The sequence below is a fragment of the Streptomyces sp. NPDC045026 genome, from assembly GCF_056432625.1.
The window spans coordinates 43,840-56,971 of record NZ_JBWKIS010000014.1; the positions used below are offsets into that span (position 1 = coordinate 43,840).

General features: G+C 68.6%; 13 protein-coding genes. 8 read left to right on the plus strand and 5 right to left on the minus strand.

Translation table 11 applies throughout. The annotated features are described in order from the left end of the window. The first annotated feature begins 12 nt into the window (after positions 1-12). The 6 genes from AC07EJ_RS26925 to AC07EJ_RS26950 all read left to right on the plus strand — a co-directional run bounded on the left by AC07EJ_RS26925 (position 13) and on the right by AC07EJ_RS26950 (position 6,801). Positions 13-2,676, plus strand: a complete 2,664-nt coding sequence (locus AC07EJ_RS26925; protein ID WP_478885089.1) for an ATP/GTP-binding protein — start codon at positions 13-15, stop codon at positions 2,674-2,676. 84 nt (positions 2,677-2,760) lie between these two features. Beyond that, positions 2,761-3,021, plus strand: a complete 261-nt coding sequence (locus AC07EJ_RS26930) for a hypothetical protein (RefSeq protein ID WP_478885090.1) — start codon at positions 2,761-2,763, stop codon at positions 3,019-3,021. A 93-nt stretch (positions 3,022-3,114) separates the two neighbouring features. Then, a complete protein-coding gene (locus AC07EJ_RS26935) occupies positions 3,115-4,011 on the plus strand; it encodes an aminoglycoside phosphotransferase (RefSeq protein ID WP_478885091.1) in 897 nt (298 codons plus the stop codon). A 381-nt stretch (positions 4,012-4,392) separates the two neighbouring features. Beyond that, positions 4,393-5,484, plus strand: a complete 1,092-nt coding sequence (locus AC07EJ_RS26940) for a hypothetical protein (RefSeq protein ID WP_478885092.1) — start codon at positions 4,393-4,395, stop codon at positions 5,482-5,484. Beyond that, the gene (locus AC07EJ_RS26945) at positions 5,481-5,903 is read left to right on the plus strand and encodes a hypothetical protein (RefSeq protein ID WP_478885093.1); all 423 of its coding nucleotides are present in this window, start codon (positions 5,481-5,483) and stop codon (positions 5,901-5,903) included. Before AC07EJ_RS26940 ends, AC07EJ_RS26945 begins: the two co-directional genes overlap by 4 nt. Before the next feature lie 172 nt (positions 5,904-6,075). Beyond that, the gene (locus AC07EJ_RS26950; protein ID WP_478885094.1) at positions 6,076-6,801 is read left to right on the plus strand and encodes a hypothetical protein; all 726 of its coding nucleotides are present in this window, start codon (positions 6,076-6,078) and stop codon (positions 6,799-6,801) included. A 244-nt stretch (positions 6,802-7,045) separates the two neighbouring features. Here the strand turns inward: AC07EJ_RS26950 and AC07EJ_RS26955 are convergent, their stop codons facing one another. Next, positions 7,046-7,606, minus strand: a complete 561-nt coding sequence (locus tag AC07EJ_RS26955) for a hypothetical protein (protein WP_478885095.1) — start codon at positions 7,604-7,606, stop codon at positions 7,046-7,048. A 90-nt stretch (positions 7,607-7,696) separates the two neighbouring features. Here AC07EJ_RS26955 and AC07EJ_RS26960 point away from each other — a divergent pair, with 90 nt between their 5' ends. Both AC07EJ_RS26960 and AC07EJ_RS26965 read left to right on the plus strand, forming a co-directional pair. Continuing rightward, the gene (locus tag AC07EJ_RS26960) at positions 7,697-7,927 is read left to right on the plus strand and encodes a hypothetical protein (RefSeq protein ID WP_478885096.1); all 231 of its coding nucleotides are present in this window, start codon (positions 7,697-7,699) and stop codon (positions 7,925-7,927) included. An 11-nt stretch (positions 7,928-7,938) separates the two neighbouring features. Next, entirely contained in the window at positions 7,939-8,340 is a 402-nt protein-coding gene (locus AC07EJ_RS26965; protein ID WP_478885097.1) for a hypothetical protein, read from the plus strand. A 663-nt stretch (positions 8,341-9,003) separates the two neighbouring features. Here AC07EJ_RS26965 and AC07EJ_RS26970 read toward each other — a convergent pair. The 4 genes from AC07EJ_RS26970 to AC07EJ_RS26985 are packed head-to-tail and all read right to left on the minus strand — an operon-like array spanning position 9,004 to position 13,130. Further along, a complete protein-coding gene (locus AC07EJ_RS26970) occupies positions 9,004-9,696 on the minus strand; it encodes a restriction endonuclease (protein ID WP_478885098.1) in 693 nt (230 codons plus the stop codon). A 34-nt stretch (positions 9,697-9,730) separates the two neighbouring features. After that, a complete protein-coding gene (locus tag AC07EJ_RS26975) occupies positions 9,731-10,306 on the minus strand; it encodes a hypothetical protein (RefSeq protein ID WP_478885099.1) in 576 nt (191 codons plus the stop codon). A gap of 26 nt (positions 10,307-10,332) precedes the next feature. Then, on the minus strand, positions 10,333-12,588 hold the full coding sequence (locus tag AC07EJ_RS26980; RefSeq protein WP_478885100.1) for a hypothetical protein: 2,256 nt from the start codon (positions 12,586-12,588) through the stop codon (positions 10,333-10,335). Between the two features lie 26 nt (positions 12,589-12,614). Beyond that, positions 12,615-13,130, minus strand: coding sequence for a conjugal transfer protein TraB (locus tag AC07EJ_RS26985; RefSeq protein WP_389487057.1), 516 nt, complete (start codon positions 13,128-13,130; stop codon positions 12,615-12,617). Between the last annotated feature and the right edge of the window lie 2 nt (positions 13,131-13,132).

The following is a 13,132-nucleotide window of genomic DNA, read 5'->3' on the forward strand; positions in this document are numbered from 1 at the left end:
TGTGGGGGGACCATGGCCGACCTGCGTGCGCTGTTCAGCTCCAACAACCCGGCGTTCGACGCCGCGGAGGCGTTCACCGACCGGCAGCACCAGTGGGCTCTGGTCGCCTCCGCGCTGGAAGAGCACCTGCGGCACACCACCGGCCGCGGGTTCGACGTGGAAGACCTCGAAGCGCCCCGCAGCAATGTGATCGTCTTTCACGGAGTGGGCGGCGTCGGCAAGTCCACGCTGCTCCGCAAGATCGAAGCAGCGCTGACCGCCGCCGAGCACCGCCCCGACCAGTGGGGCGCACCCACCTGGACACAGCAGCTCCTGCCCATCCGCATCGACCTGGCCCGCTCCGCATCGACCGGCTCCGACTTCGAGCGGGTCATCCTGACGATCCGCCTCGCCCTCGCCGGAGCTCTCGGCCGCACCCTGCCCTCCTTCGACGTGGCACTGCGCCACTACTGGGAGCACGTCCACCCCGGGGAACCGCTGGACGAATACATCCGGCGGACCGGGTTGACGGGCCGCTTCGCCGAGATACTCCCGCAGCAACTGCAGGCTGGCGCCGGCGAGGTCGCCTCCGCCCTCCAGCTGCCCGGCCTCGTCGGCTCCGCAGCCCAACAGCTCACCTCCGCGCTGGTGTCGGCCCTGCGGGAACGACAGGCGCGGGCCCACGCTCTGGCCGGAGCCACGCGGACCGCAGCCCTGCTGGAAGTTACGCCCGATCTGGAGGCGCTGTCCTACTACCCGCACCTGCTGGCCTGGGACTTGAACCAGCTGCCCGCAAAGAAGCGGCTCACCCCGGTGGTGCTGCTGGACACCTTCGAGGACACCAGCGACCGCCACCGCGACTTCGAGCGGCTCCTGCAACGCCTGGTCTGGCTCATGCCCAACGCGTTCTTCGTCATCGGCGGCCGCAGCCGGCTGCCGTGGGCCGACCCCGCGCTGCACGGCCAGCTCGACTGGACCGGCCCCGCCGCCTGGCCCGGCCTGGCCGCCTCCCCGGCGGTGCCGCAGCCAAGGCCGGCCAGGCCGTCCGGACGGCAGCACCTGATCGGTGATCTCTCCCCTGAGGACTGCGAAGCCCACCTCGCCCGACGCCTGATCCAGGACGGCCAGCCCTTCATCGGCGCCGACATCCGCGCAGCGATCACCGCTCGCTCCCACGGCCTGCCCCTGCACCTGGACCTCGCGGTCAGCCGGTTCCTGGAGATCCGCCGCACCGGCCGCACCCCCACCCCCACCGACTTCGACTGCACCTTCCCCGCCCTCCTCGCCCGCACCCTCTCCGACCTCACCCCCGAGGAACGGCACCTGCTGCGCTCCGTCGCCCTGCTGGACGCCTTCGACCTCGACCTCGCCACCCAAACAGCCGGCCTCACCCACCAGGCCCCCGCCCGGCGCCTAGCCGAACGGCCCCTGATCAGCGAGAACCCCTACGCCCTGTGGCCCTACCACCTGCACCGCGCGATCCGCAGCGCCGTACGCGACGACGACCACAGCGACGACCGCTGGACGAACGCCGACTGGCACCAGGCCGCCACCCGCGCCCTGGCCGCCCTTGGCGACCAATGGACGAAGGCCGCCGCCCACGCCCCCAGTCGGATGCTCCTGGTGGCGTGCCTGCGCCAGGGCCTGCGCCTGGCCCGCGACCACGCTCTGACCGGCCTTGGCTGGCTCATCGAGGCCGCCTTCGTCTACACCGACGACTCCGTCTGGGAACCCCTGGCCCTGCCCACCCCCGCGGACCCGGCACCGGACACTCCCGCCGATGCCGTCGCCGAGCTCCTCACCGTGATCACCCGACGCCAGCGCGAGCACCGCCAGCTCACCGTCGACCGCCTCACCGCTGTCCTGAACACCAGCCTGCTGCCCGCCGAGCTGACCGAGATGGCCCTGTACTACCGAGCCAAGGCCCACAAGGACCTCAGCCAGAACGACGCCGCCCGTACCGGGATGCAGCAGGTCGCCGACGCCGACGGCCGCCTCGCCCTCAAGGCCCGCCGGGGACTGGCCAACCTGGCCCGCCTCGCCGGCGACTTCCCCACCGCCCTGGCTGCTGTTCCCACCCTGGGCTGGAAAGGTCGCCACCATCGCGTCCTCGGCGACATCCGCTGGTCCCAAGCTGATATCGGCCTGGCCGTCGCCGCCTTCGAAGCCGGTCGCGCGGAAGCCGAGCAGCACGGTGCCGCAGGAGAGCGGGCCATGATGCAGGTCCGCCTCGCCCTCGCCGTCTCCTTCGCCGACCCCGACCGAGCCGACGACGAGCTCGCACTCGCCCACCAGCTCCTCGACGGCCTCGCCCAGCGCTCCAACAGCCTCCTTGCCCAGGTCGTCGCCCTGATCAAGGACGCCGGAACCAGCGGCGTCACCGGCCGTGCCCAGAACCTGAACGCCGAGATTGAGGCTGCGGGACTTCCCTTCCTCCACCGGTTCGTGGAGCTCGCCCTCGCCTTCCACCACGCCGTCCGTAGTGAGGACCAGGACCTGGCCGCCACCATCGACCGGCTGCGCGCGCTGACCACGACCGGCGATTTCGCCTACTTCACCGACATCGCTCACTTCATGGCCGCCCTGCCCCTGCCGGGGCCGTCGCCCATCCGCTGGACCACGAGCAAAGACAACGTCCGCTCCGCGTGGCGCGGCCTCGTCCAGGCCAGGCAGGAACACCTGCTCGCCGGAAACTGACCCTCGACCCGGGCCAGGCCGACGCCGGACACCTCGCCGCCGCCCACGCCCATCCCCGAGCCGGGGGTGCGTCCGGCGGTGCTCATGTTCACGCTGCGGGCCGCCCGCGCCGGCACCGGGAACATCACCGGCCAGGACCTGACCGGCTGGCTCGCCGGCGATGCCGAACGCGTCCTTGCCCAGCTGGTCGAATCCGACGGGCTGCGCCTGCCGACCACCGTCGCCGACGCGATGGCTTCCCGGCCCTGTTGGGGCTCGTTGAATTTCCTTGTTGGCTCGTCAGACCTGCTCACCTGGATCCCCACTCTCGCCGCGACCGCCAGATCGGTTGCTACCTCGCCGTGACCGCAGCCGCAACGAGCCGTAAATCGTTCGTCGCACGGATACCGCGCTCGCTACCGTGACGTCGGCCTGTACCTCCGACCTCCAAGAGCACCCATGACCATCCCGGAACGAGACGTACTCGACGCCTTCCAGCTCGCCGGAAGCCCTATCAGCCTGCCGGGCGGGGAGGGCCGCAGTGTCCGCGTGGGAGACGTGGTGCTCAAGCCCACTGGCCCCGACACCGAGTTTGCCGAGTGGCTGGCCGACATCATGGCCTCAGTCCGGGAAGACGGCTTCCGCGTCGCTCGCCCCCTGCCTGCCACGACCGGTGCCTGGAGCTACGACGGCTGGACTGCCTCTCACTACGTCTCCGGCACCGAACCTGATCACGCTGCTGCACCCCGCTGGCTTGAGATCATCGCTGCAGGACGCGCCTTTCACCGGGCACTGGCCGACGTACCCCGCCCCGAGCTCCTCGACCGACGCCGCAACTGGTGGGCGACCGGTGACCAGGCAGCCTGGCAAGAGAAGGAGGTCGGCCTACTTCCTGCTTTGCGAGAACCTTTCGACGAGTTGACCGCTCTACTTGGCCCGCAGCCGCAGGACGGGTCCCAGCTCATCCACGGCGACCTGACAGGCAACGTCTTGTTCGCCCCAGGATTGGCCCCGGCCGTCATCGACTTCTCACCCTACTGGCGCCCGCCGGCCTTCGGCGAGGCAGTCGTCGTGGGCGACGCCTTGATCTGGCATCGCGCCGACCCCGAGCTGCTCCGCGAGGCCGCTGCCGCAAACGGACCCGACTTCGCCCAGTACGTCGCCCGCGCCATCATTTACCGCCTCGTCGCGACGAACGAACGGCTCCGCGCCCTGCCAGGGGAGCAGTCCTGCGGCACCATCGCCGAGATCCGCCGCTACGAGCACGCCGCAGGGATTCTCACCAACATCGCTCGTGCACCCCATGAATCTGCACGGTTGACTGTGCAACCAAGCGGAGAAGACGAGCGCCACTGAGGAATTTTCAGGGCTCTGACCGCGATTGCGTGATGGCCGAAAGTGCGGCGAAGGGGTGTATGCCAGAGTGAGAACTATGACCCGTTGCGAGTTTGATGACGAGCTGACCCCATTCCTTCAGGGGTCTACTTCTGCATCGTGGTCTGTCAGAGCGGCCTCAGGCCGGCGTTTGGCAGCCGTCGCGGAGGTTCCCGAAGTAGCCGAGGTCCTGCACCGGCTGTTGCTGGATGGTCGCGACACTTTCGTCACTCAAGAGACGGCCGAGGCTCTACTCGGACGCTGGGACGTGCTTGGTCTGCGCATGGTCCTGGCCGCGCTCGCCAGCGCGGATGCGGCATCCTCTGGAGAGAGGCTGTCGACTACACCGAAGCAGGATTTCTCATGCGTCAGTTGGGCACGGCGTGCTTCATCGTCATCGCCTACCTGACCGGGATGCGTCCCGGCGAGGCGGCCGGACTGCGCAGCGGCTGCTGCCCCGACCCAGAGCCGGACAGCGCGGGACGTACAGGGCGACACTTGATCACCAGCACCGTGTACAAGACCGCCCGCGACGAAGACGGCAACCATCGCTCCGAGGGCGAAGCCCGCGATGCCCCCTGGGTAGCCATCGCCCCCGTCGTCAACGCCATCCGTGTCCTGGAACGCATGGTTCCCCAAGGGCAGCTGCTGTTCGACCACCACGCTCACGACCTGCGCGGAACCCGGGCCGGCACCGGCTCCCTCACCGTGCACACGCTGGGCACCCGGGTGGAGGACTTCATCACCTGGGCCAACCACGAGGCAGCCGCCCGCGGCCTGGTCAACGAATTCATCCCGCCGGATCCGCGCGGGAGAATCGGAACCGCACGATTCCGCAGGAGCCTGGCCTGGCACATCGCCCGCCGCCCCGGGGGCCTGGTCGCACTCGCGATTCAGTACGGTCATCTGCGGACTTCCGTAGCGGCCGGATATGCCGCGCGCAGCCGGGACGGCATCCACGACCTCCTCGACGTCGAGACGGCCCGTGCCACCATCGACACCGTCGCCGACCTGAACGCGGCTCTCGAGGACGGCCTCGGCATCTCCGGGCCCGCCGCCCGCCGAGCGATCAAGGCCGCCGCCACCGCGCCCCAGTACACCGGCACCGTCATCACCGCCCGGCAGGCCCGACAGATCCTCGCCAACCCCCACCTGGCCGTCTACGACAATCCCCACACCCTGCTGATGTGCGTCTACAAGCGCGACAAGGCCCTGTGCCACCGCGCACTCAAGGACACGCCCAGCCTCGACCAGTGCGTCCCCGCCTGCGCGAACATCGCCCGAACCGATCAGCACGCCACCGGCCTCCGCCTCCGCGCCACCACCCTTGACCAGCAGGCAGGCCACGTCCCCGGACCGCTGGGCGAGCGCCTGCGCGACAACGCCACCCGACTGCGCGACCTCGCCGACGCCCATCAACGCACCCGCAGCACTCTCCAGGACGGGACCGCATGAGCCCCGCACCCGACGAACGCGACCGTATCCGCGCGGCCATGGACCGCATCCTGCAGGGAACCGCACAGCACTCCAACGGCGCGCTGACGATCGTCGCCCTGGCCCAGGAAGCCGACGTACCGCGCAACGCGCTCACCCAACGCCACCCGGACCTCAAGAACGACTTCTACGTGCAGGTCAGGGCACGCGGACAGACACCGGACTCCGAGATCCGCCTGCGCCAACAGATCGTCAAGCTGAAGGAGCTCCGCGCCAAGGACGCCACCGAACTGACTCAGCTGCGGACCGACGTTGAGTACCTCGTCCGGGCAGTCCACCAACTGACCACGCACAACCGTCAACTGCTCCACGCGCTGTCCCAGCCCGACTCCCCGGTCCGGGCGCTGCCGGCCCAGCCGCACCCGGACCACAGCCACTGAGACTTCGCGATCTCCGTTCGCCTCGTTTTGATCTTGCTCCGGGAAAGGAGCATTTACGAGACTCCGCTCGTGGGGCCATCACGCCTCGCGCACAAGAGCCCGAATATGCGAGTTCATGGAGCCAATGGCTCCCACGCGGCGTCCTCTGGTGTAGTGAGGCGAGGGAGGGTGCATGACTGATGGTGAACACCGGCGCGTGAAGTTGCGCTTGGCGAGGCGACACCCCAGTCCCGATCGAGTGCGTCAGCGTGAGCGCGTCCAGCGTGACGTGGCCGAGGCGGAGGGGGGCCTACCCGCAGCCGGATGGCGGCAACGCGTCGACTGGGGTAGGTGGGGAACGATCGCAGGCATCTTCGTCGGCGCAATCGGCCTGCTTCTTACCGCTGTTGCAACTTACTACGATGCGGAAGTGGCATCCGACACGCTCAACGAGTCCCGTGAGAGTGCGCGGAAGGAGGCCCGCGATCAAGCTGCCAGGGTTTCTTTCTGGAGCAACGTTTTGACTGATGGGGAAATGCACATCATAAACAGGTCTCCCGACCCCATTTCGAGTGTGTCCCTCGTCTTCGAAACCCAGAAGGAGGGGAAAGGCAACACGCACGGCGTCCTTATCGGTAATCTTCCTCCGTGCTCGGAGCTCGCCATTACGTCCGATTCCCTGACGATGCTCCGAGACGGTGCAGAAGCGCCATCTCTGCCCTCCAAGGGCCAGGAAGCGGTTGCAGTTCGCTTCGTTGATCGCAATGGAACCGGTTGGGTCCGAACCAGTACCGACCTTCTGTTGCAGGATGATCCGAAGGACGAGTCCCGTGGCGGTTCAATCCCTATCGGGGAGCTGCTCGTTCTGAAGCCCACGGCGCAGGTACGGAAGACCACTCCGTGCGGCGAAGCGAACTAAGGAGCCCGATGGCGCGTCGAGCAGCGCGACGCGTCTATGATTCCCAGTCGTCCAACGGTCCCGGCGGCGTTAGTGGTGACGTTGGGTTTCGTCTGATGCGGGGTGGGTTGAGCCGTACGGGTGACGGGTGAGGTGCTCGGCACTCCAAGATCATCCCGTGACGAGTTCCTTGCATGACCGGGTCATGCCCCAGGTGTTGGCGGCTCGCGAATGAGGGTGGACGGTACCTCCCGATGCGGCACTCTCAACACGCAGAACTTGACAGGGAACAGGCGCGGTCGGTGTAGAGCTTCGTGGTCAGCTGGCCGCCGCAGCCGCCGAGCAGGGTCCCGCACCAGAAGGTGTCGTTCTCGTAGCGGTGGCGGAAGACGGACTCCGGCAGCGCCGCTTCCACGGTCTGAAGGGCGCCGAAGGCGAGCACGGCCGCCGCCGCGACCGGGTCCGCGTCCAGCTCGCCCGGCTCCACCGAGTCCAGGAACTCCCGGCGGGTGCGCTCGATGTCGGCGGTCAGCGACGCCCTGACATCGGCGGTGACAGCGGCGACGTCAGCCGGGTCGTCCAGCACGGCCGCCCAAGTCGCGGCGACCAGCCCGGCCTCCACGGTCAGGGCCTCGGTCCGGCGCCGGTAGCCGCACGCTTCGCACAGCCCACCTGCCTGCTGGTGCCCGCAGTCCTCACACGCCAGCGCCTGCCGGATCACATCGGCGGCAGCCGCGGCCTCCCGCTCACGCTCCGCCCGCTCCACCGCTGCCGCACGGGCCGCATCTTGCCGGGCCTTCTCCGCCGGGCCCGCTCCTGGCCGCACCGTCCTTACCTCCTATTCTTCGACGAATAGGAGGTAAGGACCCTCACTCGCTGCCGGGAAACGGCGTTTTCCTGGCGCCAGGATGGCCGGGTGGACGCCCGCGAAGTCGGCGACGACGTCCACCGGACCGTCCTCCTCCTGCCCGGCGCCCTCGTCCGGGCCGCGCCACAAAAAGGGCAACTCGCCTGCGGGCGCCGCCGCGACGGCCGCCTCGACCTGCTCGGACTCCTCGGGCTGCACGGCCGGCACGGGCTGTACGGGCTCCTCGTCGCCGCTGGCGGAGGTGGGACCCGTGTCGGTGGATGTCCGAGGCGACCGTAGATTCGCCCACCATGCGATCACGTGACTACGACCACGACTTCCGCGACCGGGCTGGGCGGATACGCGCCTGGGGCATAGGCCTGTTGGTTGTGGCGGCGCTGCAGTGGGCATGGTGTGCTCTGCTGCTGCTCACGCCATACTCGGTCGATCGCGAGCCAGACGACCAGTACCCCGCAGAGTGCGAGTCACGGTTGCTGACCGAACGGGGCACCGCCAACAACGGCCTGCAAAGCAGTGATTGGTGTCAGAACGAACGCGACTGGCCTGAAGCCCTGGCTGTGCTCGGGCTGTCCGTGCCGGTGTCGGTCGCTGGTGTGGCGCTCTTCACCAGCGGCAGTTTGAGCATCCGGATGAGCGCCCACGCAGAGGCGATGCGCGAATTGGACAAGCGCGCCGACGTACGGAACACCTAGCCCGCCTGCAAGGCCTGGATCGCATGAGGGGCAGGGAACCGCAAGGCCGATCGGTGGATGGCGCAACGCCGCTCACTTTATGAACTGCCCTACAACCTCGGGCACAAGCCTTCCGGCCGGCTATAGGGACGTCTGCTCCGCCGGGAGGCCAGTCTCAAGGGATCACACAGGTCAGGAATTTCTGAGTGTCCCCGTAGCTGTCCTGCATGTACACGATCGGGGAGAGGGAGTTCATGTTCGTCGGGCATACGGACCTCGTCATAACGATGGTTCCGCTGAGGCCGGAGTGAGAGCGCCGCAACGCGGACGGTGACGTTGGTGCTGGTGCCTATCTTGACGCGGTCACCGTTGCCGAGGAAGTAGACGACCGGCGGGTGAGAGTTCGCCTTCCACACATCATCGAGGGCGATGTCGGCGGTGTTGACGTCGCGGCCTCCCTGGTGACCTCCAGTCCTGGCATTGGCATGGAGGACGTCGGTGACGTCGAGTGCGATGTCCAGGGCGTGCTGGCGGCACAGCAGAAGGGGCTCAAGGCGCCAGGGTCTCGTGTACAGGCGAGGACGGCGCAGAGGTTCAGGTTCACGGGTCTCCTGGCTGATAGGGATCGCGCGGCATGGAGCAGCCCCCGGGCGATATCGCCCGGGGGCTGCCTTTATTCAGTGGTCAGTTCCACGGCGGGGCACCTCCGTTGGCCCAGGCGAGCAGAGCGTCGCCCGGTACGAGGCGGATCCGCTGCTGAAGCATCCCGCTCGTGGCGCACGCGTCGCGGGTGAAGCCGCTGGTCGTGACGATGGCGGCCTGCTGGCAGTGGTGGATCTCCCGGTAGGTGCCGTTGACCTTCATGACCTCTTCGGAGCTCACGTTGTTGCCGGGCTTGTAGCGCTTGCATTGGATGAGGACGTCCGTGCCGTTGGCGAGCTTGACGCGGACGTCCATGCCGCGGTCGTTGGAGCCGCCGACGACGGCCGCGGTGACGACGCTGGGGTCTTCGAGAGCGAGTCCGGCGATGGCCTGCTCGAACTGTGCGGGGCTCATCCGCTGGAAGGCGGCCAACGACCGCTGCTGGGGCAGGGCGCGGCGGCGGGCGTAGAGGCGGTCGATGCGGGTGAACACGCCTGCCATGCGGGCGGGGCGGATGACGTGGAGTACGACGGCGACGGCCACGACGGCGACGGCCGCGATGCTCTGCCACGGGTACGTCTTGGCGACGATGTACCCGCCGATGGCTATGCCGGCCGCCCAGCCCCAGGAGATACGGCGTAAGCGGCGGCGGTACCCGCGGATGGTGCGTCGTATGGAGCGGCGGGGCTGGGCCTTGCGGACTCGGGTGCGTCGAGTGGGCGGGCTGGTCGTCATGGCGGGCTCCAGGGTTCGCGGGACGGGAGGCGGGTCAGGCGCGAGGGTCGGACTGGTCGTTGCGGGTGCTGGCGATCAGCCCCTTGGTGTGGCTGGTGATCGCCTTGTGTTCCTGGTGGACGTAGCCGGTGTAGTGCTGGTGGATCTCGGGCGGCGCGGCCTGGACGACTTCCTTGGCACTCTTCATGAGGCCTTTGAGGGCGAGGACGGGGATGGCGAATGCGGCGGGGACGGCTACGGCGCAGCCGCAGATCCAGGCGATGACGTGGGGGTTGGCGTGTCCTGTGGCCCAGGTGAAGGCGGTGGCGGCTCCTCCGAGGACGGCGACGAGGACACTGCTGGAGAGGATGGTGGTGTTGAGGTCGACAGCCTTCTGACTCATGGGCGGGCGTCCGGGCTGGGGCAGGGGCGGAGCGGTGCCGATCGTGGGCACGGGGTCGTTGTTCTTGTAGAAGGTCGGGAAGCCGGGGGTCTGCTCGCGGGCGATGGTCCTGGCGGCCTCCTGCATGGTGTCGTCGACGGAGCGCTGGAGCGCGTTGGCGATGTCGTCTGCGGTGGGCTGCCCGGCCTGGGGGGCGGTGGGCTTCTGCGGGTCGGGCAGGCGGGTCACGGGCGGGTTCTCCTTCAGGGGCTGGGTTAGTTGGTGATCTGGTAGGTGCCGCGGCGGACCGGGGTGACGCTCCCGGCGTGGTGGAGCTCGACCATGACGTTGTTGACGCTGGTCGGCGCTACGTCGGAGAGCCGCGCACGGACGTCCTTGAGGGCCCAGGGCTGGCCGTCGGCGAGGAGGTCGAGGATGCGGTCCTTGATGGTCCCGACGGACGGCTGGTCGTCGTCCTCGTCGTCGGAGTCAACGCCGCTGAGTTCACGGGCCATCGCGGTCTCGTCGCTACTGAGTTCGTCGTCTCCGGCGAGGAGCTGCTCGGCGTAGTCGAGCCACTTCGCGTAGGAGGCCTGGAAGACGGCGTCTTCTTCGGGGGTGAGGCGCGGGATGGGTGCGGACTCCATAAGGGCGATGAGTCCGGGGTAGGTCTTGTTCTCCTTGCGGGCGAACCAAGTCCGAGCAGTAAAGAGGCTTCCGCCCTGGATGATGTTGGCCATGCCCGCGGTGATCGGTCCGTTCTTGGCTTCCTTGCCGTGGAACGCGGCGTCGATGGTGCTGCCGCCGCCGATGTTGAAGTAGCGCGGGATGGGCTCGGGATAGATGCCAGGCGGGAGGACTCCGTCCGTGGCCATGTGCTTGGTGGTGGAGGAGTTGGTGCGGCCGAGCCAGACGGTGCCGTTCTTCGCGTTGGCGCGGATGCGGTCCTTGTCGCCGAGGTCGGCGAGGTGGATGGACTGGGCGGCGAAGCGGATGCCCTCAAGGAGCTTCCGGCCGGTGGACTGCTGGTCTCCGACGAGACCGGTGACCCACTTACGGAAGGCGCGCGGGACGGTGGAGTCGGCGGACAGGATGCGGTTCAGCTCGTCCAGAGTGATGTTGACGAGAGGCCAGGGGTTGTTGATCTCGGCGGAGCCCCAGCCGTTGGCAGCGCTGACCTTCTCCCGGTACTTCCCGAGGTCGTTCGAGGCGGCGGTGGTCGCCGCCGTCGCTGCGACGCCCTTGCCGAAGTGGTAAACGCGCCCGTCGACTTCGGGAAGCGACATGCCGTCCTGGGCGTCCGCGACAATGGACACAATTCCGTTGATGCGTTCTGCTGCGACAACCGTCAGCAGCGTGACGGACTTCCCAGCGCCAGGGGCGCCAACGAAGAGGTCGGTGATGGCCCCCATCACTGGGTCGTACAGCGGGATGCGGGCCTGGCGGCCGTCGGGGCGCAGGCCGATGGCGATGGTGCCGTCCTCGTCCATCGTGAGGTCCTCGACAGTGGCCTCGCGGACGTTGAGCAGCGGATGCGTCTTGTAGATGGAGATGAGGCCGTCGCCGAGGCCGTCGGTTTCGACCATGACGAGGGACGCGTCGGCGACCTTCAGGGCGCGGGCGATCAACTTCTGGTTGAGCTGGATGAGCTGACCTTCCGGGGCGCTGGTGCGCAGCGCAATCCGGTTCTCCTCGACCTTGTAGGCGTCCAGGGACATGCCTTCGGTGGGGCCGCCCTTGCGGGCGAGCTTCTCGTCCCACAGGCGCTGGATCGGGTCGGTGGACTGCTCGAGGGCCTGGAGGGTCGGCTTGGCAGTGAGGAGCTTGCGGCCGGGGCCGGAGCCCTGGATGAGCTGGAGTTCGACGGTGCCCGGGGGCAGGTCGAACACGGCGGCGAGGGCGTTGGCGTTCAGGTCGGGGACGGCTTCGCCGGCTTCGGCGACGACGATTCCCCAGAAGTCTCGTACGGGCCGTCCGTTGGGGTCGGTGTACTGGGTGACGCTGGTCAGGCGGGTGGTGCCGGTGGCCTTCGCCCTGTCCCACTGGGCGGCGCGGGAGGCGGGGTGGCTGGCCGGGGCCTGCACGCCAGCGGTGGCTAGGGCGGGCACCTCGAGGGCGAAGTGCTCGGGGGTGAGGTTCGCCGAGTGGGTCAGCGGCGTCGTGTACGTCATGGCCGCGCCCCATGCTGGGGCGAGCAGCCACTCCCACCACGGGGTTCCTGGGATGCGCAGCGACGCCAGGTAGGTGGCGGAGCCGGTGAGGGCGGGGGTGAGGCGCTGGGCGGTCCTGAGTAGGTTCCATCCGAGCGGCTCGTCGTCCCACTTGCGCCACAGCCGCCAGGAGGCGAGTGCGCCGAGCGCGACGGCACCCAGGTGGGCGGGAATGAAGTCGGTGTGCGGGCCGACGGCGATGCCGAGCGTGACCGCTCCGTAGGTGAGGCGTTCGAGGCGCTTGCGGCGGAGGATGCTGCGCGCGGGCACGATCCGCGGCGCGGTGGCGGGCTGGGCGGGGGTCTTGTCGATGACGGCCACGGCCGTGTCCTTTCGTGAGTCAGGGGTTAGCGGACTTCGTTGAAGCCGGGCTTGGGCTGGGCGTACGGCAGGGCGTTGGTGACCTCGTAGATGCCGCCGTACTCGATCTGATGGGCGTCTTTGACGGCGATCGCGTTGGCTTCCATCTGGTCGGCAGCGTTGGCGACCGCTCCGGAGGCTTCGGCGACCCGATCGAAGGACTTGGACACTTCGATCGCCTGGCCTTGGAACTCCTGGGCGGCGCCAGCCTGTCCAAGGTGCCCGGACAGGCGGCGGGCTCGTTCGGCGTCCTTGTGCATACGGCGCTTGAGGAGGTGCAGCCGCTCCTTGAGGATGGCCGCGGCGATGGAGAGCGCCATGATGCGGGCGGCCAGGGTGATGAAGTTGATGATCCCGGCGATGGCTCCGCCCCAGCTCATCCGGGCGGGCGCGCTGTCCTGCGTGGCGGGCAGGTTGTCGCCGGTCGCGGCGGCGACTTCGGCGCCGGTCTGTACGGAGGTCGGCTCGATCGCGGTGGTGTCCGATGTGGTGTCGTCGCTCATCA